The organism is Microcoleus sp. MON1_C1 (genome assembly GCF_036701945.1).
Lineage (GTDB): Bacteria > Cyanobacteriota > Cyanobacteriia > Cyanobacteriales > Microcoleaceae > Microcoleus.
Genome location: NZ_JAUBRO010000026.1, coordinates 67,084 through 92,210, shown reverse-complemented (window position 1 = coordinate 92,210; position 25,127 = coordinate 67,084). Strand labels below are relative to the sequence as shown.

Below are 25,127 nucleotides of genomic sequence, written 5' to 3'. Positions count from 1 at the left end.
GCTGATAAATTTTACTTTTAACTTGTGATTTGTTCGATCGACTTCTGGGTCGAATTTCCTGTTTCCGGCGATCGAGCCATAAGCAGCGCCCAATTGCGGGTAAGTACGGTGCGGGGGTGGATGTAGCAGCGAGTTTCTAGCAAATATTTAAGAGAATAATCGCTAGTTTGCCACACGGCTGCATAAAGATTTTGCAAGCTTGCCTCGCGCAGTGCTTCTAGTTGGGCTGTGTTGCCGCGGCTCGGCTCTATGGTATCTGCTATGAATACGGTACAACTGAGCTGGCTCATGTTTGGTCTGCCGAGGGTGTGATTGGCGATGGCGTCCAAAATTTCTCGATCGACCACCCCGAATTCGTCTCTGGCGACGATCGCGCTCGCGTCTGCGTGCAGCAAATGCGGGTGTGCTTCCAACACTGAGTCTAACTCTAAACCTTCCGCCCTTGCCATTTCCAGCAGCAGTTGAGGTTTGAAGTATTTTGCCAAATCGTGCAACAAACCGGCCGATCGGGCTTTTGCTTCGTCGAGGCCGTAATGGCGAGCCAAGTCACCTGCTACCTGTTCGACTCCCAGAATATGTTTGATGCGGGCAGCAGGAACGCGCTCAGAGAGCCAAGCTAGGACGATTTCGCGCGCGGGTGCAAGTGTCAAATATTAACTCCGAAATTGTGTGATATCTAGTATTTTAGCGTTTTGTTTCGATCGGCTGCGGTGTCGGGCTGATAGGGGTGTGGTGACTTATGGGATGAGGAGGGGTGAAGGGGGCGAAGGGGGCGAAGGGGGCGATCGGCTGTTTGGGAGATACGTGATCTTTTCTGGTAACTGCTGGAATATTCAAAACAGTCCCTAGCTGAACAATTAGTCTAATGGACTTGCTATTTTTGGTAATTCTCTCATTTTTTCTATTTTTAGTCAGTGCTATCAAAGGTTATTTTGTCGTTGAGCCGCGGCTAGCTTCTCTGGGAATTTTTATTATTATTTTCTTAATTCAACCTAAAAACTTTTCCTAAAAACTTTAATCAAAATGGCTGTAACGGGAAGTCTAAAGTCTGTTTCAGTAATCTGTATTTTACTTTTAATCGGGGTAGTCAGGGCTTTCTGGATGGCGGCGGGGACAGTTCCTGTTCTCGTATATTGGGGACTTAAATCGCTCAACCATCAGTATTTCATTTTTTTGGTATTTTTATGTTAACGAACGTTATTTCTGTACTGCTAGGAACATCTTTTGGCACTCTAAGTAGGCACGATTTCAAGGGGTTATCTTATTTTGGCAGCGGCGCCAATATTTTCTCAGCATGACTCGCTGCAACCGCCGCAAATAAAGCTTCATAATGATTCAAAGCTTCCTCAAATCCGTAATTCTCCACAGCATAATTTCTGCCTTGCTCGCCCAACGCATCCACCTTAGCTGGGTGCAAGTACAAATCCTCAACAGCATCAGCCAAAGCTTGCGGATCTTCCGGCGCTACCACCACCCCGCCACCGCTTTGCTGCACTGCTTTCTGGGCCGTACCGGTTTCGGGAACCGAAGCCAAAATTGCCCGACCGCTGGCGAGAATTACTTGAATTTTTGAAGGCATATTGAAGTTAGTAACGCGGCGCTTTTGTACGACTAAACTAACATCAGCAGCAGCTAACAATTCGGGCAATTTTTCTCGCGGTTCAAATGGCAGCAACATTACATTATTAGCTTTGTAAGTTTCGCAATCTTGTTGCAAGCGCGCCAGTGCTGTTGATTCCCCCACAATTACAAAAGCGATTTCGGGTATGTGTTTCAAACGAGCGGCTGCTTGGACAACTGTTTGCAAGCCTTGAGTGAGGGCAATATTGCCTGCATAGAGAACGACAAATTTGCCCTTGAGTTTGTGAGTTTCTCGAAATGAGTTACTTTCCTTGGGTAAGGGGCGAATGAAATTGACATCAACCCAATTGGGCACGCAAACTATTTTTTCCGGCGGTACTCCCTGAGAGTGCAATTTTTTGATAAAACCGCTGTCGATGACGCTGACTTGGCTGGCTGTGCAGTATGCCAATTTTTCCAAAGCGTCAGCAATGCGAACTAGCACTCCGTTTTTTTTGACCAAGCCGACGCGCACGGCTGCTTCTGACACGATATCCTGAACGTTGAGGACGATCGGGCAAGCGCGAATCCAGCCGTAAAAGGCGACTGGGACGCAAATCGGTAAAGGGGGCATTGTCGAGAAAATCACGTCGGGACGCCAGCCTCTGAAGGCTTGGACGGCGCTGGAGACGACAAAACTGCCGTCTAGCAAAAGTCGGTCTAGGAGGGTGGGGTGGGGGCCGTTGACGCGCAGATAGCTGCGCTGAATTGTGACGCCGTTGTGTTCTTCGGTGAGGTAAAATTTGCCCTCATATTGCGGATAAATCCGGCGCTGCGGATAGTTGGGCATTCCTGTGACGACTCGGACTTGGTGGCCGCGCTTGACTAGGCCTTGCGCTAGTTCTGTCATCAGGGGGGCAATGCCGATCGGCTCTGGATAATAGTTATAGGAATAAATTAGAATACGCATACTATTTATTTTGAAGCAAATAGTCCTGCAGCCGCGTGCATCGAGCCTGCACCCGCAGAATTGCAGAGGATGTGGTTGGGTTCCGGGTAGGACAATAGGGGGCGAGGGGATCTTCCACTCCTGGCGAAAGAAGCCGCCCTTACCGGGCGGGTATCCCGCCCTCAGATAATGTTTTTTCGCATTACCAGGCAGTTCCGCCGATCTTCGGTACGGATATAGCGAAGATCGTCTGTGAGCTTGTACATGAACACCAGTCCCCTTTCTCCTTCTCTGTCCAAAGGATCGCGCTGCTCTTGCATGATCGAGTGCAGCTTTGCTTCTAAGTTGAAGGGTTGACCCCTGTCCCAAATCCCAATTTCTAAGTAATCGGCAAACACTTTTACCTCAATGTCTATGGGCGTCGTGAGGGGCAAGTTTTGGTGAGCGTGGCGGACAGCGTTTGTAAAGCCTTCGTTGATTATCAGCCGGCACTGCCACCAGAAATCCGCTGGTATCATGGGCAAAACGATATTCTCCAACCATTCCAAAATGGATGTTAAAGCATTCAGGTCTGTTTCAACCTGCAGGTGCCACTCGGCCTTTGGTTGCTTGTCTTTCATCTTTCTTCCCCCTGGTCGGCCCCCACCACCGCTGTACTCAGCGGCGGAGGGAGAGAAAAAGGAGGGCAAGGTCTTGGCAACATATTAGTTAAGTCAAGCTTGAGTTGAAGAAGCCCGTTTTGCCTCAAGGTGAGCATTCCTTTCGCACCATTTACTCGCACAGCAAATGAGAGACTTCCGATACTGTAACCCGCCTCGGTTGGGCGTTTAAATAGGGAAAATTCCCGAGTCAGCTTGCGAGGAAGTGATTTAAGCTTCGACCGTGTTAGCAGTCGGTACTTTTCTAAACACAGGTGAGTTCTTCTCGTCCTCGAAAATCATGCTGGGATCATTCGAGTATGACCTCGAACTGGCCAATTGCTAATTATTAATGCTCTGATTGCAGAGCTGGCAACTAGCTGTGCATTTTCTGGGCGTGTGAATTTTAACACTTAATGCTAACGTAGCTATCGCTAGCGATCGTCTGCTTGACTAAGTATCGAGTTCGAGTTCCCGCCCCCCGTCGGCAACAGCACCTCAAAGTTCAGCGGTGGGTTGTTGAGGGTTCCTACACAGCGCCACTATTTTTGTTAAATAGGACTGTTACAGTTTTGACAATTAGTTTGAGGTCATACACCAGGCTCCAGTTTTGTTGGTATTTTAAATCTAAACGGATGACATCTTCAAAATCGCGGACTTGAGAGCGACCGTTGACTTGCCATTCGCCTGTCATCCCGGGTTTGACATCCAAACGCTGCCACTGAGGGACTTCGTAACGCTCAACTTCGTCTGGGGTAGGCGGTCTAGTGCCAACGAGACTCATTTCGCCTTTGAGCACGTTCCAAAACTGCGGCAGTTCGTCGAGGCTGGTTTTGCGTAAGATGCGCCCGACTTTGGTAATCCGCGGGTCGTTGTCATTTTTGAAAAATGCGCCAGAAGCCTGGTTTTTGATTTGGGCTTTCATGGCTTCGGCGTTGGTACACATCGATCGAAATTTCCAAATCCGAAATTGTCTGCCCATCCAGCCACAGCGGGTTTGACCGAAAAATATCGGACCTGGATCGTTGATAGTGATAGCTGCAGCTATGGGTACGAGCAAAATTCCTGTAATTATCAAACCGACGATTGCCCCAACGATATCTATCAGCCGCTTCACCCACGATTGCACTGAGGGGTGCGTCATCGGTAGCTGATTGTCCGACGGGTTGTTCTCTGTGGGAGTTGAGGTTGCAGAGGGCTGCTCGATCGTCAGCACTTGATCTAGGCTGGTGAGAGCAAATACTGCCATCACCTGCGGCTTGAGGCTTCGGAGCACCAAGTCGCTATCCCGCTGTTTGGCAAATTTCAGATTGCTGACTAAAGCACCGATCCCGCTACTGTCGATGAATGTCGTCTGACTGAAGTCTAGGACAATCTTGCTGGGAACGGTGCTGCCCGAAAAAAGTTGCTGGCAGGTTGTCTTGAAGTTTACGGCTTCAAGTACGCTCAAGCGCACGGGTATGTGAACTGAGGGAATCTCGTCCGAGTACGTTACCCGAAAATCTGCCTCTGGGGTTTGACTGACCATGAAGTCCTGGTTTCAAATTTCAAGCTGATGTCTTTAGCCTATTCTGTCCTAGCAGCTCCTCCTTATGCTAGCTTTATACAAACTTTACACAAACGCCTGCCCACTCGCCGGCCCAGAATGATATCAAAGGCAAAAATAGACTTGAGTCTAACAGTGCCAGTTTTGACCCAAAGATTTTTGAACGCAGTCGCTGCCAAACTTTGACATCGGAATCAAGATTTTTGTGGATTCAGGTCGATTAATCTTGTCGCTAATAATTTTCGTGCCTGTCTTGCACCGGATAGCCATGGCAGTTAACAGTTAACAGCTAACACAGAAGTCAACAGTTAACGGTTAACTGGAAAACCCCCGTAACCAGCGTCGGGGGATAAGGTTAAGAATTGTAGACGTTTTCTGACTGGGATGTTTCGCGGGTGATGGGTTTGACTTTGGCTTTGGCTTTGGCTGCGTTGCGTTTGAGGGCCTGGAGACGAGCTTCGTATTTAGCCCGCTGCTGTTTTTTGGAGGTTTGCTCGATTAAGGTTTTCAAGGCGCTGCCGAGGCTTTTGTAGGCGTTTGGGAGAGTGTAGCCAAAGCGGGTGGCGAGGGCGAGGGCTTTTTCGTCGGCGTCTACTGCTTCTTTTAAACTTTTCTCTCCGTTATTTTTTTGGAAAAGTCTCCAGCCGGAGACGCCGCACAGGGATAGGGCCAGTAACAGCAGTAAGCCGTCTTGCACCCAAAGTTCACCGACGGCGCCGCCTAAACCAATGGCGAGGGCTGCCATTTCCCAACCGTCTCTGGGAATGGTGTCGTTTTGGATTCTGGCGACTTCGTGCCAAAATAGGAGGTTCCGCTGATCGATTGCTAGCTGTTCCCAGCGGATCAGGTCTATTTGGATTTCTACCTGGTCTTTGCCTATTTCTTCGCTGCGGATCAGGGTAGGATTAACTTCTATTGTTTTTTCTACTGTTACCCAACTTTGGAGTTCTGGGGGCAGTATGTTTTTCAAGCGCCGGATCTCACTCATCTCGGCTCTTGCTGTAGAGGTTGCATAGGATGTCATAGCTCCGGCCTATTGATTTTGCAAAGGTTAATATCTGTCTATTTCTGGAGTATAGCAAACCTTTAATCAAAATCTAGTAGAGTAACGGGGGTCGATCGACCAATACTTGCAATTTTAGTTGATTTTACTCTGTGGGCGCGATCGCAACTGCCTGCTCAATCATTGACTTTCGACTATTTCATCAGCGGTTCGATTTCTTGTCGCAATTTCGACCAAGCCGACAAAACTTCCGGCTTAGAAGTTATGCCTTTTTGAACTAAAACAACTCCGTCCAATTCTTCAGCAATTCCCTACAAACCTCGCAGTATAGATTCATCGGTAAGACGCACCCCCTCAACTCTACCTCTGTCAATCGGAGGTTTTAAATTCTTCTGCTGTAAATGCCACAAGCCCAGAAACTCATAATCGACAGCAACAGTTTTTTCGTCTTTCTCTATAAACTGCATCACTTCTAAACAAATTATTTTCGGGCTGTCAAAAGCTGAGAAACTCTAGCTACTCTAAATCATTCCTAAAATATAATCATATTTTGTTCACCTTAGTAAAATTGGATTTATAAAGGTAAAAATTAAAATAATTTCTTAAGTAAGTTAAAATTATGAAAATAAAATAACAGCATATAACAAGGATCTCACCTTATATGCCCCTCCTTTCGGCATGATTTTACTCGGAGCTATAAGAAGCAAATAAACAACAATTTACTGGACATTTTGACGGTGATTTACCGTCGTTTTACCTTTTAACAAGCTGCTGCATTTTTTGACCTTGAGGATAGCTAGCACCCTCCCCTATCAAGAAAGCTTCTGTTAGACATCAAGTGTTTTTCTAGTTTTGATATATTCCGATTTTCGGGTTGAGATAGCGACTGGATGCGGAAACCTGTTGCTTAGTTAAATAGCTTTTTAACATTTTTTAAATGTCGTGATTATCGACGAAGTATTTTCTGTGAGTCTGTGCAATAAAACTTGTTTTAACGTCAATTTATGTGAAAAAATAGCGACAATTAAATTAGTGTTATATGAGTATAACAGCTTGTTTTATGTTCCATTCGGGGATATTTGTTTAGGTACATAAAGTTGTGCAACTCTTCTTTTTCTCCCAACATCCTCTCTTTTTTTGCCTTGTGTAAAATTCATTTTTTTCTCTTTTTTTGCTACATGAGCGCGATCGCCCACAGTCGGGTGTTCGATCGCGCTCATGTAGCAAGTCGGAGCGCGCGCTGCTGGCACTAACTACTGGTCTACCCCCTTTTCTTCTTGCAGTGGCTCTTACCACTTGTCGGGGATTTACACACATCCTTCAGACGCGATTTAAATGATTAAAGTGACTTGAGAAGACCGCTTTCTAACTGATAAATTGCTGCCATGATTCCGCTTTCAGGATTTGTGAGGAGCGACTTTTTGACATCTTTCAAGTATTCTACAATATGTTCCCGCAAAATAGGTCTTTCTACTGTGACTGTGTGATTATAATCCCACAAATCCCAAATGATAATTCCGATGCCGACAATCGGGTCGATTAAACTTACTCCCAACTGACTAGCCACTGTACCGCCTGTTTTTGTGGCTACCTTGGCGGCGGCTTTGCTGGCAACTTTTGCGGTAACTTTACTACCAACTTTAGCTGCGACTCCCAAAATTAAGGGTTTAGCAACCAAGTAACCGCTACCACCAACTAATACTTTTAATGATAAATTCGAGACGTTCCCTTTGTCGCTAATTGTGGTAGCAATATCGTTCAGATATTTGTCCCACTGTACCTGCGGTATGCTATAATTGTTTTGAACTACTTTTACATTTTTGCTAACTTCTGATATGTACAAATTAGCAGTATCTTGAGTAATTAATTGAAAGCGCAGTTGAGCATTTTTTGGCACTAGCACGCGGTTAGCAAATTCTCTTTGAAAGTCTTCGGTTAATTTTTCGGAAACAGCACGAGATGCTGCTGTCATATCAAATCTGTTCAGTACGGCAGATTTCACAAAATTAAAAGGTACGGTAAACTCCATCTTTTTTTGGTTGAAGTAATCGAAATACCAATCGAGGAAACTGTTGTCAACCCGCGCGATTACTTCTGTTTCCCATTTGTCCAACTCTTTAGATGCGAAAGTTTCGGCAGTTATATGGGATTGTTGGATGGCGTTTTTAACGTCTTGGTTGACTTTGCTAAAATCGTGTGGCGGCGAGACTACAACTGCTGTGGTTCCCGTATTTGTTAGTGACTGGGAAATTAGAAAGTTACCTAATAGGGGAATGATGACTACTAAAATTACGATCGTCCAAATCATCGGTGTCACTGTTTTGATAAACTGACCGATAACTCTGAGACGTTCTGTTTTCTCTGAATAGCTAATTTCTTCCTTGTCTTGACTCATGGCGGTTTCTCAACTGATGAGAGTTGGGCTAGTTTCGATTATAGGCGATCGTACCTGCGATCGTGTTACGGGCGTGTGGCATGGGATTCTGGAAAGGTTGAGGAAAAGTGCGCCCTTTCATCCCTGACTGTATAATAGTCATAGCCTTAGTTATAGCTCAGGTCCTGACTTCCCCAAAACTATAAAAAAAGATGGTTCAGAAAATAGCTCTATTTAATCACAAGGGCGGCGTTAGCAAAACAACCACTACATTTAATCTAGGATGGATGTTAGCCACCAAGGGAAAAAAAGTAATCATAGTGGATGCCGATCCGCAATGCAACCTCACAGGTATGGTTCTGGGCTCTTCAACTAAGGAAGAGCTAGAAGAAGTCTATAAAAAAGAACAAAATATTAAATCAGGCTTAGCACCTGCATTTGAATCAAGACCCAGCCTGATTGAGGCTGTAGATTGTTTGCCAGTAAAAGGGTGCGAGGGTCTGTTTTTGTTGCCCGGTCATGTTGGATTTGCTGAATATGAGGTAACATTAGGCATTGCACAAGAGCTCAGTGGTTCAATTCAAGCACTGCAAAATTTACCCGGTTCAATTTCTTATCTTTTGCAAAAAACAGCAGATAAGTTTAACGCAGATTATATTTTAATTGATATGAGTCCAAGTTTAAGCTCAATCAATCAAAATCTACTGATGACCAGTGATTTTTTCATACTTCCCACTAATCCTGACTTCTTTTCAGTAATGGCGATTGATTCTTTGGCAACAATTTTGCCAAAATGGTATGCTTGGGCTCAAAAAGCCTCAGAAATGAGGATTTTAAAAGAGGCCGCTTATCCATTTTCCCAAGTTACACCGCGCTTGCTTGGGACTATTGTTCAAAATTATACAATCAGAAAGAAACAGCCTGCTGCGGCTTTTCAGCAGTGGATAGATGATCTTCAAGAAGCTGTTTCCGCTAGATTAGTCCCATCTTTGCGAAAAAATAATATGCTACTAACCGATGAAATGTATGCCTCTCAAAAAATTGAAGATGATTATTGCCTTGCGAAAATTTCTAGTTTTAACAGCCTGATTGCTAAGTCTCAACATAATCAAACACCTGTTTTTGCTCTCACGCCAGATCAAATAGGGCGGGCTGGTAAAATTTTAAACAACACTCTTGAAGCACAAAAAAAGTTCAGAGAAACTTTTGATAAACTAGCAGATAAAGTTATTGGGTTAACTGCCAATGCAGTCAGCAATTGATCTATTTCGCATCAGTATTGCTCGCGTTCGGGATCTGATTGCTGTGCATAATTCTCTAAAAGCTCAAGCTAGTAGTGTTCTCGATCTTTCAGATATGCTCAGAGCTGCACTTGTTCTAGCGGTTAGCGCTTTGGACTACTATATTCACGAAGTTGTCAGGATAGGAATGTTAGAAATTCACCGAGGCCAACGTCCTGAACCTCCAGCATTCTCGCGATTTCAAATCTCACTGGGTAGCGCTCGCACTGGTATAAACGCAGGACAAAATATTGATTCCTGGCTAGAAGATGAAATTAGACAACGCCACAGCTACAAAAGTTTTCAGCAGCCAGAAGCTATAGCTGATGCTATCCGGCTGATTAGCGAGAAAAAGTTGTGGGAAGAAGTCTCTACTAACATGGGTAGCCCTGCTAGAAGTATAAAACAACAGCTAAATCTGATTGTCGATCGCCGAAATAAGATAGCACATGAAGCAGATATAGATCCTTCCTACCCAATAGGCGATCGCTGGCCTATTGATCAACTATTAGTTAATGAAGCGGTTGATTTTATTGAGCAAGTTGTTGAGAGCATACATAACATTTTGTAACCCGCGACGATTAATTAAAAAAGCGATCGCACTCTTCATCCGCGTTAATCTGCGTTAATCTGCCTGCATCAGCGGTTCATAAAAAAATAAAAGAGCGATCGCCCTTTAACCCTCCCTCAAACTCGATCGTCCTTTATGCTAAACATCAGCCGCAGGTAAAGGAATCTCATCGCCGCACTCATAAGCAGTCTCTACCCACAATTCCCTAGCTTCCTCAATGTTCTCCGTCGCTTCCGACAAAGTTTCACCTACAGACATACAACCCGGAAGGTCTTTTATTATGGCTGTATAACCTTCAGATTCTGGATAAAAACTGATAGCATATTTCAGGATCAAGTAATAATCTAGACATTTAAGGTTGACTTTCATCTTCTAATTAAAAGAGCGATCGCACACTTCATCCGCGTTCCGAAGCGTCAATCCGCCTACATCAGCGGCTCCTAAAAAAATAAGGTGAGCAAAGCCCACCCTACTATCTTACTAAAAACGATTAAACCTTCGCTTCATTCTTCACCAAATTACCCCAACCCAAATCCTTCAGCGAATTATTCCGGCGCAGCGGACGAGTCACCAACTCCAAAATATCCCGCGCATTACCAAAGCCGTGAATCTGAGCAAAAGTAAACTCAACAGACCACTTAGTATTAATTCCCCGCGCTTCCAAAGGATTAGCGTGAGCCATACCAGTAATCACCAAGTCAATATTCTGCTCGTAAATCCGCTGAAGCTGATTGTAATTGTCTGGTTTCTCCACAATCCGAGGAGTAGGAACTCCCATCTCGTGACAAGTTTTTTCTAACAAAGCCAATTCGGCCGCCTGATAGCGCTTGTCCATGTAAGGAATGCCGATTTCCGGGCAAGTCATGCCGCAGCGAATCAAGAAACGTGCTAAAGAAATCTCTAACAAATTGTCGCCCATAAAGAAGACAGATTTGCCGCGAATTATTTGCAGGTAATCTTCCAAACCAGCCCAGATTTGCGCTTCCCGTTCGTCCAAACCTTTTGGTTCAATTCCCAACACTGAGCAAATCTTTTCAATCCAAGCGCGAGTTCCGTCAGGCCCGATGGGGAATGGCGCACCAATTAGCTTACACTTGCGGCGGCGCATCAACGTAGAAGCAGTACGCGACAAGAACGGATTCATCCCCGATACATAATAACCTTCTTCCAAGACTGGCAATTCAGTGTAGCGCTTGGAGGGAAGCCAACCGGAAACTTTGATTCCTTGCTTCTTCAATTCTAGAGTTAGCTGAGTAACAACCGGGTCGGGCAAAGAACCGAAAAGTACCAGCGGTGTGTGCTTGACATATTCCGATTCATCTGCTGCAACTTCCTCTTTTTTCTTGCCGAAATTCAGCAGTTGAGAGATAGCATTGCGTTCTTGTTTCTGAGATTCCATCACGGGCGCTTTCTCAGGGCATTTAGCAGCCATCGCCGCTAAAACGGTATCTTCCCCTTGAGTAAAAGCGTAATCCAAGCCGTTAGCGCGCGCTGTGACGATGGGAATGCCAATTTCGGCTTCCAGCTTCGGTGCTAACCCTTCCAAATCCATTTTAATGATTTCGGTGGTGCAAGTGCCGATCCAAACAATTACACTCGGGTTACGATCGCGCTTAATTTGCAAGCACAGCCGCTTCAACTCATCATAGTCGTTTAACTGAGCGGAAATATCCCCTTCTTCCAACTCAGCCATCGCATAGCGAGGCTCAGCAAAAATCATCACGCCCATTGCGTTTTGCAAGAAATAGCCGCAAGTCTTGGTACCTATGACCAAGAAAAAGCTATCTTCAATTTTTTGATAAAGCCAAGCTACGCAGCTAATCGGACAAAATGTGTGATAATTGCCTGTTTCGCATTCAAAGTTTAAAGCTTCCGGTTCATTAGTAGTAATAGCAGTCATATCTCAAATCTTCTCCGTTTAAATTGTTTTTCGTCTCGAACAGGACTTGCGGCGGAGCGAGGAAACACCTGGATTTTGCGATCGTCTCGGTGATCTCGCCCAGGAGAGGAATAGGTTGTTTTTCCTCTCGATCGCGAACAGGCGCAGTGGCGAGAAAACACCTGTTTTGCCGGATCGCGACGCACAGTCAACAATAAATAGAAATACCTATTTTTGGGCTAATTCCTCTGAAAAATAGATGCAGCCAACTCAATATTTCCCCAGCCGCAGCATCCAAAATTTGAGCTAAAAAATTCTGCGCGAGGGCTTATAATCCCTCACAGCAGGGATTTAGTTTTCTTCAACTCGCTAAGGCAAAAATCCTTTTGGCAGTTGTGAGTTGGAGCTAATTAAAAATTAACAACTCGCAACTCACAACTCACAAATAGAGCGGGAAACTTCAAGACTAGAACAGATGCGGGCGATCGCAACAACCTCACTTAAAATCCGACAAAAAGCCAGAAATTTCTTCATCCTCATCGTCGGAATCTAAATCACCGAGACCTAGAGCATCTAAATCATCTTCATCGGGATCTCCGGTAGTTGCTTCCCCCAGATCGTCGAGTCCGAGATCGTCGAGGTCATCGTCATCAGATACAGAGAAATCGTCAATACCGTCATCGTCCAAGTCGCCCAGATCCATGTCTAGGTCATCTGAGGTCGCTGTCCCAAAAGGATCGGGTATTTCTTCGGCCACAAACTCTGCATCTTCTTCCCCAAACGGATCGGAAATCCCCGCTTCGAGATCTCCAGAGGTCAAACTCCCAAATTGTGAGGCTTCTTCTTCCTCGTCATCGCCGAGGTCGAGACCGCCCAAACCCGAGGCTTCTTCTTCTTCGTCATCGCCGAGGTCGAAACCGTCCAAAGCCGAGGCTTCTTCTTCCTCGTCATCGCCGAGGTCGAGACCGCCCAAACCCGAGGCTTCTTCTTCCTCGTCATCGCCGAGGTCAAGACCGCCCAAAGCCGAGGCATCTTCCTCATCGTCGTCGCCTAGGTCGAAGTCAGATACGGCATCTTCCTCGTCGTCGCCTAGGTCGAAGTCGGATACGGCGTCTTCCTCATCGTCACCCATATCGAAGTCAGATACCGCGTCTTCCTCCTCGTCGCCGAGGTCGAGACCGTCCAAAGCCGAGGCTTCTTCCTCATCATCGTCCATGTCGAAGTCGGAGACTGCTTCTTCCTCATCGTCGTCCATGTCGAAGTCGGAGACTGCTTCTTCCTCGTCATCGCCCAGGTCGAAGTCGGAGACTGCTTCTTCCTCGTCATCGCCTAGGTCGAAGTCAGATACCGCGTCTTCCTCGTCATCGCCCAGGTCGAAGTCGGAGACTGCTTCTTCCTCAAACTCATCGAAGGATTCGTCGTCGGAGCTCAGTGCTGACGCAGCAGCAGCCAGACCGGCGGCTCCGGCGACTCCGGCGACTACTCCGGCTGCTGCTAAGGCCGCACCGCCCAATTTATTAGATTTGGCATCAGCGGGTGCAGCAGTTGCAGTTTGAGCTGCTGCGGGTGCAGCAGTTGCAGTTTGAGCTGCTGCGGGTGCAGCAGTTGCAGTTTGAGCCGCTGCGGGTGCAGCAGTTGCAGTTTGAGCCGCTGCGGGTGCAGCAGTTGCAGTTTGAGCTGCTGCGGGTGTTGGAGATGTGCCGGCCGTCTGCGGCGCGATATTTGAGGGCATACCCAGCGCTATGTCCGGGTCAAAATTTAGCCCCAACACTTCGATCAGGCTGTCTGCATCCGGCTTGAGTTTTGAGAAGGGCAGCATTAATTGCTGGAGTTCCGGCTCCAGGGCAGCCGCAATTCCCAGGATGAGGTAAGAAACAGGCCTTTTCCCGCCGTCGGGTGTGGCGACCGTGTTGTCAGCCGTCATGTGCAGGAGCAGCCAAGCCCGATTTACCTGGTAGTAGTCCAACCACTTCTGTTTGAGAGCAACTGAAAAAGTATCAAAAAAAGCCATAACCTCTTTATCCTCATCCTGATCGCTAGACCTATTAAACCATCATCAGGTCTAGCTCATCTTCCTCCTTCTTGACCACCGGTTGCACTGGATTTAGATAAAAATCTGAAAGTAAGGCGAATAATTCGCGATCGGGCGTGTCGTTGGGCACTACTCCTTCGGGCATTGCCAAAATCTGGTCAGCGATGTTGAGGTAGTAATCGCAGACGTAGTTGAGGGAAGGATCGCTTTCGGCCATCTCAAACAATGTTTTGCCTTTGACGCGAGAAACGCGGATGTCTTCAATCAGGGGCAGCACTTCCAGCACCGGCATCGGTACAGAGTCTATGTACTTGTCGATCAAGTCGCGCTTTGAGGTGCGGTTGCCAATTAAACCGGCGAGCCGCAACGGGTGAGTGCGGGCTTTTTCGCGGACTGAGGCGGCGATGCGGTTGGCTGCAAATAAAGCGTCGAACCCGTTGTCGGTAACAATCATGCAGTAATCGGCGTAGTTCAAGGGGGCTGCAAAACCGCCGCACACTACGTCACCGAGCACGTCGAACAGGATGATGTCGTATTCGTCGAACGCATTGAGTTCTTTGAGGAGTTTGACGGTTTCACCGACTACATAGCCGCCGCAGCCAGCTCCTGCGGGAGGGCCACCTGCTTCTACGCAGTCAACGCCGCCGTAGCCTTTGTATATGACATCTTCGGGCCAAACGTCTTCGTAGTGATAGTCCTTTTGCTGAAGGGTGTCAATAATTGTGGGGATCAAGAAGCCAGTGAGGGTAAATGTGCTGTCGTGCTTTGGATCGCAACCGATTTGCAAAACTTTCTTGCCGCGCTTGGCTAGGGCAACGGAGATGTTGCAGCTTGTTGTCGATTTGCCAATTCCACCTTTTCCGTAAACTGCGAGTTTCACTCTTTGTTCTCCTATAGGTTTCTATCAAAACGATGAGGGCTGGGTTTTCCTGCTTTTTTTCGATCGCCCAATTGCAATAGCCCAATTGCAATTCCCTTACTGTCAGTCGATTTGAGATTTCAGATTTGAGATTAAAGAATGGACTCCACAGATGAATCTGGGGCTTCTCTCTAACTAAAATTTCGATCTCGACGACTTTTGTTTGGGGCTTGTATCCGTCTTTGGGTTAGGCCAATTTTGGAGTCCGCCCTTAGTCACCTCGTTGAAAGCATTATTAGCTAACTTGCGATGAAAAGAAAGGGGGCGTCTAAATGAAAATGCTAGTAAATTTGTTTATTTTGCACCTCTGAGAATCTTAACTGGTTTTTTGAGACAAAAATCTATTTTTATATTTTTTTTAGCTTTTAAATAGATTTTAGAATACTTTCTTAATATAAAGAGGTACAAAAATAAAACAAAAATTAACTTCTCAAACAATCTGGGCTTTTGGCTTTGGGGCTAGGATGCAGGCAGTTGATGGCTTGTGCGGGTAACTGGAACGGTCATAAAGGCGCTAGTGGATGAGGCAAACTCGAAGTGAGTTCGGATCAGTTGGGTCAGGGGAGGGCAAAGTTATGGGATTTTAGATTTTAGATTTTAGATTTTAGATTGGGAAAGATTGACTTTGCTTGGGTTTCTGGTGTTTTGTAAAAAATTGTGAATTTTTAGGAAATGGTGGAAAGTCGGAGAGTGGGGGAGTGAGTCGGGCAGACGGAGAGTGGATGGGGAGAGTGGGGGAGTGGGAGAATATGATGTCTTCCCCATCACTACTGATACCAGTTGAAAAAAAGAATGCAACTGTAGGCCCGCGATCCAAACCCCGGGCTTCATGAGTCATTTCCCATCCTTAAATTGTTCAATCTAAAATCTAAAATCTAAAATCGTATGACTGCTGACTAATGACCGCTGACAATCGGAATCTCGATCGCAAATTCAGTGCCCCGTCCAGCTTCCGAAACGCAGTCGAGCCGCCCTCCGTGCTGTTCGACAACTAAATGGTAAGAAATCGACAGTCCCAACCCAGTGCCCTTGCCGACTGGTTTGGTAGTAAAAAACGGGTCAAATAATTGGCGGCGAATCTCCTCCGGTATGCCCCGCCCGTTGTCGGAAATGCGGATCGCCACAAAATCGCCGCCAACAACTTCAGTGCGAATTGTAATTGTGGGAACAGTCAATGGAGAATTAGGATTTGACAGGGCTGAATTTTTCGCATTTCTCGTCGCCCATTCGCCTTTCTGGATTTCTTCATCCAAAGCATCAATAGCATTGCCGATAATATTCATGAACACCTGATTGATCTGACCGGCACAGCACTCGATGTGGGGCAAATTGCCATATTCTTTAATAATCTGGATAGCTGGATGTCCGCCGTGGGCTTTGAGTCGGTGCTGCAAAATCAACAAAGTGGTTTCGAGTCCCTCGTGAATGTCAACAAGCTTGATGTTAGATTGATCCGATCGCGAAAAATTACGCATCGACACAACTATTTGGCGGATGCGCTCGGTTCCTACTTGCATAGAAGACACTAGCTTAGATAAGTCTTCTACCAAAAAATCGATTTCCATCTCTGCTGCTGCTTCCCGAATTTCCGAGACTGGTTCGGGATAGTGCTGCTGGTAAAGTCCCAAAAGTTGGAGCAATTCTTTGATGTAGTGGCTGGCGTGGGAAAGGTTGCCGTAGATAAAATTAACAGGATTGTTAATTTCGTGAGCGATACCGGCAATCATTTGTCCCAAAGAAGACATTTTTTCGGTTTGCACTAATTGAGTTTGAGTTTGCTGCAACTTTCGGACAGTTTGCTCTAATTGCTGCGCTTGATTTTTCAAGCAAGTTTGCTTTCGCCGCAGCACTTCTTCGACTCGCTGGCGCTTGATAATATCCCGTCTCAACAATTCATTGGATTCTAAAAGTTGAGCGGTGCGTTCTTCAACTTGTTTTTTTAAGTCGTCGTGAGCTTGGCGCAGGGCTTCTTGGGCCCGCTGCCGCTCTAAAATTTCTTGCTGCAAAAGTTCGTTGGCTTTCTGCAATTGGGTGGCTCGATCGTCCACTGCTTGCTGCAAAAGCTCGATCGTCCCGTACATTTCAGATTGGTTAAAAACTTGTGGCAAACTTGTCTGAGAGACAACGCCCAAAAGTTCTCCCTGGCTGCCAACTACTACCAAACGGCGGACGCAGTGGCGCTGCATGGACTGGTGGACACTCCAGAGGGAATCGGCGGGAGATACGCAAAATAAAGGCGCACTCATGACTCTTGCGGCCGGGATTTCCGAGAGGTTTAATTCGAGGGCGTGAAACTGCACGATGTCGCGCTCGGTGACAATGCCGATCGGAATTTGATAATTTGGTGTTGGGGCGATCGCCAGCTCGGGATGCTGAATTTGCTCTTGGACAATGACGACGCAACTAACTCGATGCTTGACCATGAGCTGGGCTAAATCGAGGGCTGAGGCAGTTGTTGGGGCAGAAATGACTTCTTTAGTCATGACATCTGCTGCACAGCGCAAATTGGTTAGCAAGTTGATCGGTTGCAGGGCTTCGTGAATCGCTTCGCGGGTGATGATGCCGAGAAGTCGAGAGTCCTCGTCCACTACGGGCAAATGCCGGATCTGGTGCTGGCGCAACATGAACATAGCTGTGAAAATATCTTGAGACTCGGATTGTTTGAGGGTAATTGGCGATCGAGTCATTACATCAGCAATTGTCAGTCCGACTGTACAAGCTGCGACGGTAGTTAGCTTGACGATATCGCGTTCTGTAAAAATGCCGATCGGTCGATTATCTTCCACGACTATGACGCAACTGCGCTTGGCTGCGCTAGCAACAGCGTGTTGTTTTTCCCCACAAAGCTGACAGGAGACGCGCATCGGGTTCATGAGAGCCAACACCTGGGCGATCGGGGTTTCTGGAGCGACGGTGAGGGGGTGGCGGTCGATCGCCCGATCTAAAGGTGAGGAGTAGAGCGGCTGGCTGTTGGGCCGTCCGGCGGGTTCTGATGATTTAATTACGGGCAACTGCGGGGCTGAATTGACGAAATGCTGTAATTTTTCTTCTTGTAGCATGATTATTAATTTTACTTAATGAGTTGTTACAAAGTTGCAGACGGGGGTTGGCAGACTTAGCATTAATTAACCCGGTCACAGATGCTGGCTCGCCTAAAATCTGATTGCTAGAACACCCTTATTTAATTTTTATTTTTTAAATTCTATGTCGTGGACTCCCTTAAGTCATCGAATTCATCACTTGCCGCTTATCCTTGCGGGCCCGATTTTGCGCCGGACTGAAAGTCGGGCCGTGACAGTTTGGCTGGCTCTGAAAGCACCCCGCCGAGTCGAACTCAAGGTTTATTCGACAGAGGGGGGAAGCGGCGAAATTGTCGATCGACCCTTGCTCCAAGGTGCGAACTCTACTGTGCAGCTCGGCAAATACCTGCACGTAGTGGCGGTGACTGCTAAACCGATCGACCGCAATGTCTTGACATCCGGGCAAATTTATGCTTATGACATCAAGTTTGCTGGGAGTAGCGAGTCGCCGTCGGGGGTGGCAGTCGCAGAAAATGAGAAAGAAAATCTCATTTCTTGCCTGTGGCCTGCCGCCCCGGATTTGTCGGCTTTGGGACGGGACACGATTAGTTATTTCGCTCACCAGTTGCCGACTTTTGCCCTGCCACCGAACGATTTAAACTATTTGCGTATCGTTCACGGTTCTTGTCGCAAGCCCCACGGAGACGGCAGAGATGCGCTGCCAATCTTGGATAATTCGATCGAACAGTTTGCAGGTACGGCAAATAGCAGGCCCCACCAACTGTTTTTAACCGGCGACCAAATTTATGGCGACGACGTGGCCGATGCGATGCTGTGGGCTTTGACTGATGCTGGCGATACACTGTTGGGCTGGGAAGAGAGTCTACCCCTGATGGATGATGCCCAAATTAAAAAGAATTTGTGTATCAGTATACCTAAAAATTCGCAAAACGAAAATGCAGTTGGCGAAGAGAGGGAAATTTTTAAAGAGTCCCCTATTCAGAAACTCTCTGAGGCTGATGAGTATCAGTACAAAAAACCAATTGAGTTACAGCCGGGGACTCGCAGCGATATTGCCAGAGATTTTGGCGGCTTTACGGGGATGTTGGTGAATAAACCGGACAAGGCTAAAAGTCATTTGTTCAGTTTGGGGGAATATTGCGCGATGTATTTGTTAGTTTGGTCGCCGATACTTTGGTGCGCGCGTTTTCCGAAGGGTAAGGATATTTGTCCAAATTCTAAGCCGGCAAAAGTCTGGGATAGAGAAGTTGTTGAACTTGACGGTTTTGCTCGCAATTTGTGGAGGGTGAGGAGGGCGCTAGCGAATATTCCTACTTATATGATTTGCGACGATCATGATATTAGCGACGATTTGTATTTGAATCGAGAGTGGTGTTACCGGGTGCTGGGGAAGCCGCTGGGACGGCGGGTGGTGCAGAATGCTTTGCTGGCTTACGCTGTGTTTCAGGCTTGGGGAAATACGCCCGCACAGTTCGATCGCGAAAAACCGGGAGATAAATTATTAAAGGCTGCGGAAAAATGGTCGGCTTCGGCGGGAACTGATGTTTCTGCTTGGGAGGATGCGGCTTCGTATTTAGGAATTCCAAGGCTCGATCCGAAAACACATTTACCGAAGTTGAAATTAGATGAAGATGTTTTTATTTTGGATCGGGATTGTGAGGGTGTAAATGAGGTTTTGAATTGGCATTTTATTGTGAGAAGTTTTAAGCACGAGGTAATTGTGCTGGATACGCGGAGTTCGCGGGGGTATCCGGTGGAAAGCCCGCTCGATCCGCCGATGCTTTTGACTCACAAAGGTTTTGAGGAGCAAATTCAGGAACCTTTGAAGGAGACGGATTTGCTGAATAAAACTGGGGAGTTTGAGATTGAGGCGACGCTGGTGGTTGTGCCGACAAATTTGGTGGGTTTGTGGATTATTGATGCGGTGCAAAAGTGGGATGTGGCACAGGGGAAGGTTTTTAGTAGTGATGCGGGGGATGCTTGGAATTTTCATGAGTTAGCTTTTGTGAAGCTGTTGGTGGAATTTTTTAAACAGCGCGATCGGGTGATTGTGTTGACGGGGGATATTCACTATGCTGCTGCTGTGCGGCTGAGTTATTGGTATGATTGTCATTTTGGCGATTCTCGACCGAATATTGAGCCTTTGAGGGGGGCGAATTATAAGTCAAGTTGTCAATATTCTGTGCTGGCGCAGTTGACTGCTAGTGCTTTTATCAATGAGGAGTGGACAACGCATTTAATTCATACTAAGATTAAGTCGTTGCTTCCTGAGCGATCGCACCAATGTTTGGGATGGAATGAGCCGCTGGAATTAATGAATATTTCGAGGATGAGCAGAAAGAAGGCTGTGGCGGCTGGTCTCAGAAATAGACAATCTATGCCTGATTGGGGCTATCGGATTGACTGGATTAAACGGCAAAGAGCTCGGGTATTTTTGAAGCTAGAAAAGGGAACTCCGTCAAATAGATCGCATAAAAATAAACAATTGTCACTGCTGCGTAGGTTGTGGAATTTTATATCGCTGTTGTGGCGCAATCGCTGGCTGCAAGAGGGTGATGAGATTGTGGGATATAGCAATATTGCGATCGTCAGTTTTCAGTGGCCTGCTGATGGTGATGGGGAGAAAGCGGTGATGCAAAATGTTTATTGGCGGCCGCTTTGGGAGCCGGATAGTGTGGTTTACAGTCAATATTTTGTGCCGCTGGGATTGGATGAGGATGATTAGATTACCGATTTCTTGAAGAAGTCGGGGATTTGGATATTGGTACAATATTGTGATGAGTTGGTGGCAGTGTCCGCCGGGGGTTGAAACCCCCGTCTCATAGCTAAAGTCGGTTGAAACCGACTGAAGATTTGCCTCAAAGCGATGTACATCAACTAACTCTTCAGTCCTCTTGAGAGGACTTTCGCTTTGAGACAGGGGTTTCAACCCCTGGCGGACTCGCCGACGAACCAACTGGCTTTCCCTGCGCGGACAAACTAACGGACTAACAAATCGAATTCGATCGCACATTTCTCTCAAATTCGATCGCACATCAACAAAAAACCCGTGAAGTGTAGCTATCCCGTAGGGAATCGCCCATCACCAAAAAACCCGATAGCGGGGCCCCAGAAACCGGGTTTTTACGACAATACCTCGTTATAACCCACAGATTCGGACAAAAACCCGGTTTCTTGGATCGGCGGGTGGCCCAGAAACCGGGTTTTTACCGAAATACTTCGTTACAACCGACAGATTCGGGCAAAAACCCGGTTTCTTGGATTATCGCCCGCCGCTAACTCCCTCCGATCGCAGGAAATGCACCCGGCCGAACACATCGCCCGCTACAACTGTCACCCCATCAGGTGCGATCGCACAGCAAATAAACCCATGTTCTCCGCTGAAACTAGCAATTTCTTTGCCACTAAGCAGATCCCAGATTTTCAGGGTTTTATCCAATGAAGCGGAAATCGCTGTTTTTCCGTCGCGTGCGATCGCCACTGCATTTACCGGGTCAGTATGACCGCTGAGGGTTCTAACTTCGGTTCCTGTCTCGGTGTCCCAGATTTTCAGGGTGTTATCCCCTGAAGCGGAAATCACTGTGAGGCCGTCTGGTGCGATCGCCACTGCTGTTACCGGGTCAGTATGACCGCTGAGGGTTCTAACTTCGGTTCCTGTCTCGGTGTCCCAGATTTTCAGGGTTTTATCCCATGAAGCGGAAATCGCTCTCTTGCCGTCTGGTGCGATTGCCACTGATGTTACCGAGTCAGTATGACCGCTGAGGGTTCTAACTTCGGTTCCTGTCTCGGTGTCCCAGATTTTCAGGGTTTTATCCAATGAAGCGGAAATCGCTCTTTTGCCGTCTGGTGCGATTGCCACTGCTTCTACCCAGCCAGTATGACCGGTGAGGGTTCTAACTTCGGTTCCTGTCTCCGTGTCCCAAATTTTCAGGGTTTTATCCAATGAAGCGGAAATCGCTCTTTTGCCGTCTGGTGCGATCGCCACTGCTGTTACCTTGCTAGTATGACTGGTGAGGGTTCTAACTTCGGTTCCTGTCTCGGTGTCCCAGATTTTCAGGGTTTCATCCCATGAAGCGGAAATCGCTCTCTTGCCGTCTGGTGCGATCGCCACTGCATTTACCAAATCAGTATGACCGCTGAGGGTTCTAACTTCGGTTCCTGTCTCGGTGTCCCAGATTTTCAGGGTTTCATCCAATGAAGCGGAAATCGCTCTCTTGCCGTCTGGTGCGATCGCCACTGCTGTTATCCAGTCAGTATGACCGGTGAGGGTTATAACTTCGGTACCTGTCTCGGTGTCCCAGATTTTCAGGGTTCTATCCCATGAAGCGGAAATCGCTCTCTTGCCGTCTGGTGCGATCGCCACTGCATATACCCCGCTAGTATGACCGGTGAGGGTTCTAACTTCGGTACCTGTCTCGGTGTCCCAGATTTTCAGGGTGTTATCCGATGAAGCGGAAATCGCTGTGAGGCCGTCGGCTGCGATCGCCACTGCATATACCGAGTCAGTATGACCGGTGAGGGTTCTAACTTCGGTACCTGTCTCGGTGTCCCAGATTTTCCGGGTGTTATCCGATGAAGCGGAAATCGCGGTTTTACCGTCGGCTGCGATCGCCACTGCATATACCCCGCTAGTATGACCGGTGAGGGTTCTAACTTCGGTACCTGTCTCGGTGTCCCAGATTTTCAGGGTGTTATCCGATGAAGCAGAAATCGCGGTTTTACCGTCGGGTGTGATCGCCACTGCATATACCGACTGAGTATGACCGACAAGCGTCCGCAGCGCCCCTTCATTTGCCCGCTCTAAATTAGCCTTCAAAGGCCGCAGCCAAACACTATCTTTCGATTGCCTTCCTTGTTCCAGCAACCCCTGAATCTCAGGCATTTCAAAATCCAGCAATCTCCCCAATAAATGCCCAGCTAATTGCGTTTTATCCCCATCCAAAACGTGCGCCGATTTCCGAATTGCCCCCTGAATCAACTTCACAGTTTCCGTTGGTCCCTCCGACAACAAAACATCAGAAACTCTCGCCAAATCGTAATCCTCAATTAATGCTTGAACCCCGATCGCATCCAACTTCGCCTCAATAAAATCAAAATCCGTCAACAACTGATGCAGCCGTTCCCCTTGAACACTCTGGGCCAAATGCCCCGGCAAAGTTTCCAAAGCATAAAGCCGCTTTTTCGGCGACAGTTTCTTCAACCCTTCTTTAAACTTACTCATCGCCGTACAAATCCTCCCACAAATTATCAGAAATCGCCGTTTCAATATCCCGCAGCGAAACCCCAGCTTTCTGCACCACATCGATACGGTGGAGAAATCTTTGGAAACTCGCGTGATAAATACTGTAATCGGGAGGACTATCACCGCTACGGCGCAGAAACTGTTCCCAATCATCGAGAACTTTCTGCACATCCAAGGCATCTTCATCAGCAAAATCCGCCAAAATATCGCAGGAAACTGGCTTGCGTGTTTTGGTCAACAAATAAATAACCTTCAACTTCCGGCGGCGCAATTCTTTATCCTTAACCGCCATTTCCATCCGCGCCCAGTGCTTCTCATAATATCCTTCCAACTCCCTCGGCAAATCTTTCAAAGTCACATCGCTGTACTTGCCGCTATCGATATCATTCAGCACATAGCGCAGGTACATAAAATTATTCTGGCTTTTTTCCGCCACCGCCGCCACAAACTGTTCGCGCTGCAAATTTTGACGGTTAATCCAATTCTGAATTGATGCGCTGTTGCTGGTGCGTTTGTCAATATAAACCTTGACATCCGCCAAACTTTCTGAACTGTACTGCATCAAATCAAAAACCTGATGATTTGGCAAACGCAGAGTTTCCGGTCGCTTCGACAAAATAAAATAAACATTATCCGGCAAAGCATCTGGCAAATATAGAACATTGCTGCCGCGCCCCTGATCGCTCATATCGACTTCATCGAGGGCATCCAAAACAAAAACTAACTTTTTTCCGCCCAATTTAGGACTGACTTCCCCCAACAATCGACTGAGAAAATTGCCATCTGTAGTTGCATTTTCTGGCAATTTTGGGTAATCCAGTTTAAAGGCTTGAATTAACTGAGTGCAGGCATTTTCAAGAAATTGCTTTGCCTTAACAGTGCCTTGAGATTGCGAGTTAAAATGGACAACACAGCGCCGCTTCATCAGCAGCACTAACTTCGCCATAATTGAAGTTTTCCCGACACCCGGAGCTGCTTCTAAAACAAAATATCCTTTCGGCTTTTTCTGCAAGAATTCGATAATTGCTTCAAACACAAATCGGCGGCCGGTAAAGTCTTGAGTCCGGTCTTGAATAATCGTTTCGCACTCGTAGGGAAGCGGCAATTGAGGCGCGGAAGTATCAACAAATCGTTCCAGTGATGTTTTAATTTGCGCCAAATCGTCCCGAATGCCAATTTCTATGGCTGACAATTTCACCATCACTTGACAAATCTGCTGCCCAGTTGCCACAGCCTCCAACTTTTGCAGAATTTCCCCATTTTGCAGCCCCAAATCTCTCAGTTCTGCCAAAGCAATTTGGTGCAGATTCAACAGCATCGCGGCAAACTTTTCTCCTCCCTTCGCCGCATCCTGTTTCAGCACTTCGCGGTACGCTTTCGGGAAAGTTGCGTACAGTTTGTCCGCCACAAATTCCACAATTTCCGCATCGAAGGATTTCCCCTCGCTGGCCGCGAATTCGTTGAGGAAAGTTGCCCAATCTGCCGTTGTCAATCCGGTAACTCGATCGAACTCCTCGGCATCCGCAGAAAAAATCTTGGTTAACTGGTCTTCGGAAATATTTAAACTTCTTGACAAATCTGCTGTATTCGTGTTAACATCTAGCCAGTATTCAGGAGTTTTCTCGGCTAATTGACTGAGTGCTGTTTCTGGATAAGGCAATTTTTTGGTTTCGGCGATCGCAATTAGGCGATCGGACTTGGCAACCTCTCTCAAAATATAGCCGATCGCCTCACCCGCGGCCTTAATCAAATCGTGATTATCGAGAATCCTCGGATTTTTGCTCAACCGTTCCGTCATCCGATTTCCGAGGTCATTAGCCGCAATATTCCCCGCTATACCACTAGCAATCGCTGCTAAGATAGAAACTCCCCCAACTGCGATCGGGCCGCCCATCATACCCGCTGCTGCTTGAGTTGCCGGATTGGCGATCGCATTTGAAATAAGTTGTCCAATAGCCATCACCGCACTGCATCCAATTACCCTAGTTTTAAAATTAGCTAAGTCGATTAGCGGCATAAAATAAATATTCTTCTTTTCAAAAGTTGATAAGCTGTCCCGCATCTAAATTGTATTTCTTTGGGCGGGCAAGATG

Annotated in this window: 19 protein-coding genes; 4 read left to right on the top strand and 15 right to left on the bottom strand. The window is 47.0% G+C overall.

All coding sequences use genetic code 11. The annotated features are described in order from the left end of the window. Positions 1 to 17 precede the first annotated feature (17 nt). On the bottom strand, positions 18 to 650 hold the full coding sequence (gene yqeK, locus QUA62_RS16480; RefSeq protein WP_333405479.1) for a bis(5'-nucleosyl)-tetraphosphatase (symmetrical) YqeK: 633 nt from the start codon (positions 648 to 650) through the stop codon (positions 18 to 20). A gap of 19 nt (positions 651 to 669) precedes the next feature. Between yqeK and QUA62_RS16475 the strand changes: the two genes are divergently transcribed. After that, the gene (locus tag QUA62_RS16475; protein ID WP_333405477.1) at positions 670 to 849 is read left to right on the top strand and encodes a hypothetical protein; all 180 of its coding nucleotides are present in this window, start codon (positions 670 to 672) and stop codon (positions 847 to 849) included. 412 nt (positions 850 to 1,261) lie between these two features. On the opposite strand, the gene QUA62_RS16470 is transcribed toward QUA62_RS16475, so the two are convergent. The 7 genes from QUA62_RS16470 to QUA62_RS16440 all read right to left on the bottom strand — a co-directional run bounded on the left by QUA62_RS16470 (position 1,262) and on the right by QUA62_RS16440 (position 8,091). After that, positions 1,262 to 2,530, bottom strand: a complete 1,269-nt coding sequence (locus tag QUA62_RS16470) for a WcaI family glycosyltransferase (protein ID WP_333405475.1) — start codon at positions 2,528 to 2,530, stop codon at positions 1,262 to 1,264. A gap of 161 nt (positions 2,531 to 2,691) precedes the next feature. Then, entirely contained in the window at positions 2,692 to 3,129 is a 438-nt protein-coding gene (locus QUA62_RS16465; protein WP_333405474.1) for an ATP-binding protein, read from the bottom strand. Between the two features lie 547 nt (positions 3,130 to 3,676). After that, positions 3,677 to 4,675, bottom strand: coding sequence for a sugar transferase (locus tag QUA62_RS16460; protein ID WP_006634717.1), 999 nt, complete (start codon positions 4,673 to 4,675; stop codon positions 3,677 to 3,679). A gap of 373 nt (positions 4,676 to 5,048) precedes the next feature. Continuing rightward, positions 5,049 to 5,717, bottom strand: coding sequence for a DUF3318 domain-containing protein (locus QUA62_RS16455; protein WP_006634716.1), 669 nt, complete (start codon positions 5,715 to 5,717; stop codon positions 5,049 to 5,051). A 290-nt stretch (positions 5,718 to 6,007) separates the two neighbouring features. Continuing rightward, positions 6,008 to 6,163, bottom strand: coding sequence for a hypothetical protein (locus QUA62_RS16450; protein WP_333405471.1), 156 nt, complete (start codon positions 6,161 to 6,163; stop codon positions 6,008 to 6,010). A 591-nt stretch (positions 6,164 to 6,754) separates the two neighbouring features. Further along, the gene (locus tag QUA62_RS16445; RefSeq protein WP_333405469.1) at positions 6,755 to 6,946 is read right to left on the bottom strand and encodes a hypothetical protein; all 192 of its coding nucleotides are present in this window, start codon (positions 6,944 to 6,946) and stop codon (positions 6,755 to 6,757) included. Positions 6,947 to 7,035: 89 nt separating this feature from the next. After that, a complete protein-coding gene (locus QUA62_RS16440; protein WP_333405467.1) occupies positions 7,036 to 8,091 on the bottom strand; it encodes a hypothetical protein in 1,056 nt (351 codons plus the stop codon). Positions 8,092 to 8,282: 191 nt separating this feature from the next. On the opposite strand from QUA62_RS16440, the gene QUA62_RS16435 reads away from it, so the two are divergent. Continuing rightward, the gene (locus QUA62_RS16435) at positions 8,283 to 9,332 is read left to right on the top strand and encodes an AAA family ATPase (protein ID WP_333405465.1); all 1,050 of its coding nucleotides are present in this window, start codon (positions 8,283 to 8,285) and stop codon (positions 9,330 to 9,332) included. Beyond that, complete coding sequence (locus QUA62_RS16430; protein ID WP_333405463.1) at positions 9,316 to 9,921, top strand: HEPN domain-containing protein; 606 nt, start codon at positions 9,316 to 9,318, stop codon at positions 9,919 to 9,921. The genes QUA62_RS16435 and QUA62_RS16430 overlap by 17 nt, the downstream gene beginning before the upstream one ends. A gap of 138 nt (positions 9,922 to 10,059) precedes the next feature. Here the strand turns inward: QUA62_RS16430 and QUA62_RS16425 are convergent, their stop codons facing one another. The 5 genes from QUA62_RS16425 to QUA62_RS16405 all read right to left on the bottom strand — a co-directional run bounded on the left by QUA62_RS16425 (position 10,060) and on the right by QUA62_RS16405 (position 17,810). Further along, entirely contained in the window at positions 10,060 to 10,290 is a 231-nt protein-coding gene (locus QUA62_RS16425) for a type II toxin-antitoxin system HicB family antitoxin (RefSeq protein WP_333405461.1), read from the bottom strand. Positions 10,291 to 10,411: 121 nt separating this feature from the next. Then, a complete protein-coding gene (locus tag QUA62_RS16420; protein WP_199292772.1) occupies positions 10,412 to 11,821 on the bottom strand; it encodes a ferredoxin:protochlorophyllide reductase (ATP-dependent) subunit N in 1,410 nt (469 codons plus the stop codon). A gap of 475 nt (positions 11,822 to 12,296) precedes the next feature. Next, positions 12,297 to 13,811 carry a DUF5331 domain-containing protein gene (locus tag QUA62_RS16415; RefSeq protein ID WP_333405459.1) on the bottom strand — a complete coding sequence of 505 codons (1,515 nt, stop codon included), beginning with the start codon at positions 13,809 to 13,811 and terminating at the stop codon, positions 12,297 to 12,299. Positions 13,812 to 13,845: 34 nt separating this feature from the next. Continuing rightward, entirely contained in the window at positions 13,846 to 14,712 is an 867-nt protein-coding gene (gene bchL, locus QUA62_RS16410) for a ferredoxin:protochlorophyllide reductase (ATP-dependent) iron-sulfur ATP-binding protein (protein ID WP_006634709.1), read from the bottom strand. A 935-nt stretch (positions 14,713 to 15,647) separates the two neighbouring features. Then, positions 15,648 to 17,810, bottom strand: a complete 2,163-nt coding sequence (locus QUA62_RS16405; RefSeq protein ID WP_333284281.1) for a CBS domain-containing protein — start codon at positions 17,808 to 17,810, stop codon at positions 15,648 to 15,650. A gap of 145 nt (positions 17,811 to 17,955) precedes the next feature. Here QUA62_RS16405 and QUA62_RS16400 point away from each other — a divergent pair, with 145 nt between their 5' ends. Continuing rightward, positions 17,956 to 20,517: a PhoD-like phosphatase gene (locus QUA62_RS16400; RefSeq protein WP_445301671.1), complete on the top strand. Its 2,562-nt coding sequence runs from the start codon at positions 17,956 to 17,958 to the stop codon at positions 20,515 to 20,517. Positions 20,518 to 21,054: 537 nt separating this feature from the next. Here QUA62_RS16400 and QUA62_RS16395 read toward each other — a convergent pair. Together QUA62_RS16395 and QUA62_RS16390 are read right to left on the bottom strand one after the other, a co-directional pair. Continuing rightward, a complete protein-coding gene (locus tag QUA62_RS16395; RefSeq protein WP_333405455.1) occupies positions 21,055 to 23,013 on the bottom strand; it encodes a hypothetical protein in 1,959 nt (652 codons plus the stop codon). Then, complete coding sequence (locus QUA62_RS16390; RefSeq protein WP_333405453.1) at positions 23,006 to 25,051, bottom strand: ATP-binding protein; 2,046 nt, start codon at positions 25,049 to 25,051, stop codon at positions 23,006 to 23,008. Before QUA62_RS16390 ends, QUA62_RS16395 begins: the two co-directional genes overlap by 8 nt. Positions 25,052 to 25,127 lie beyond the last annotated feature (76 nt).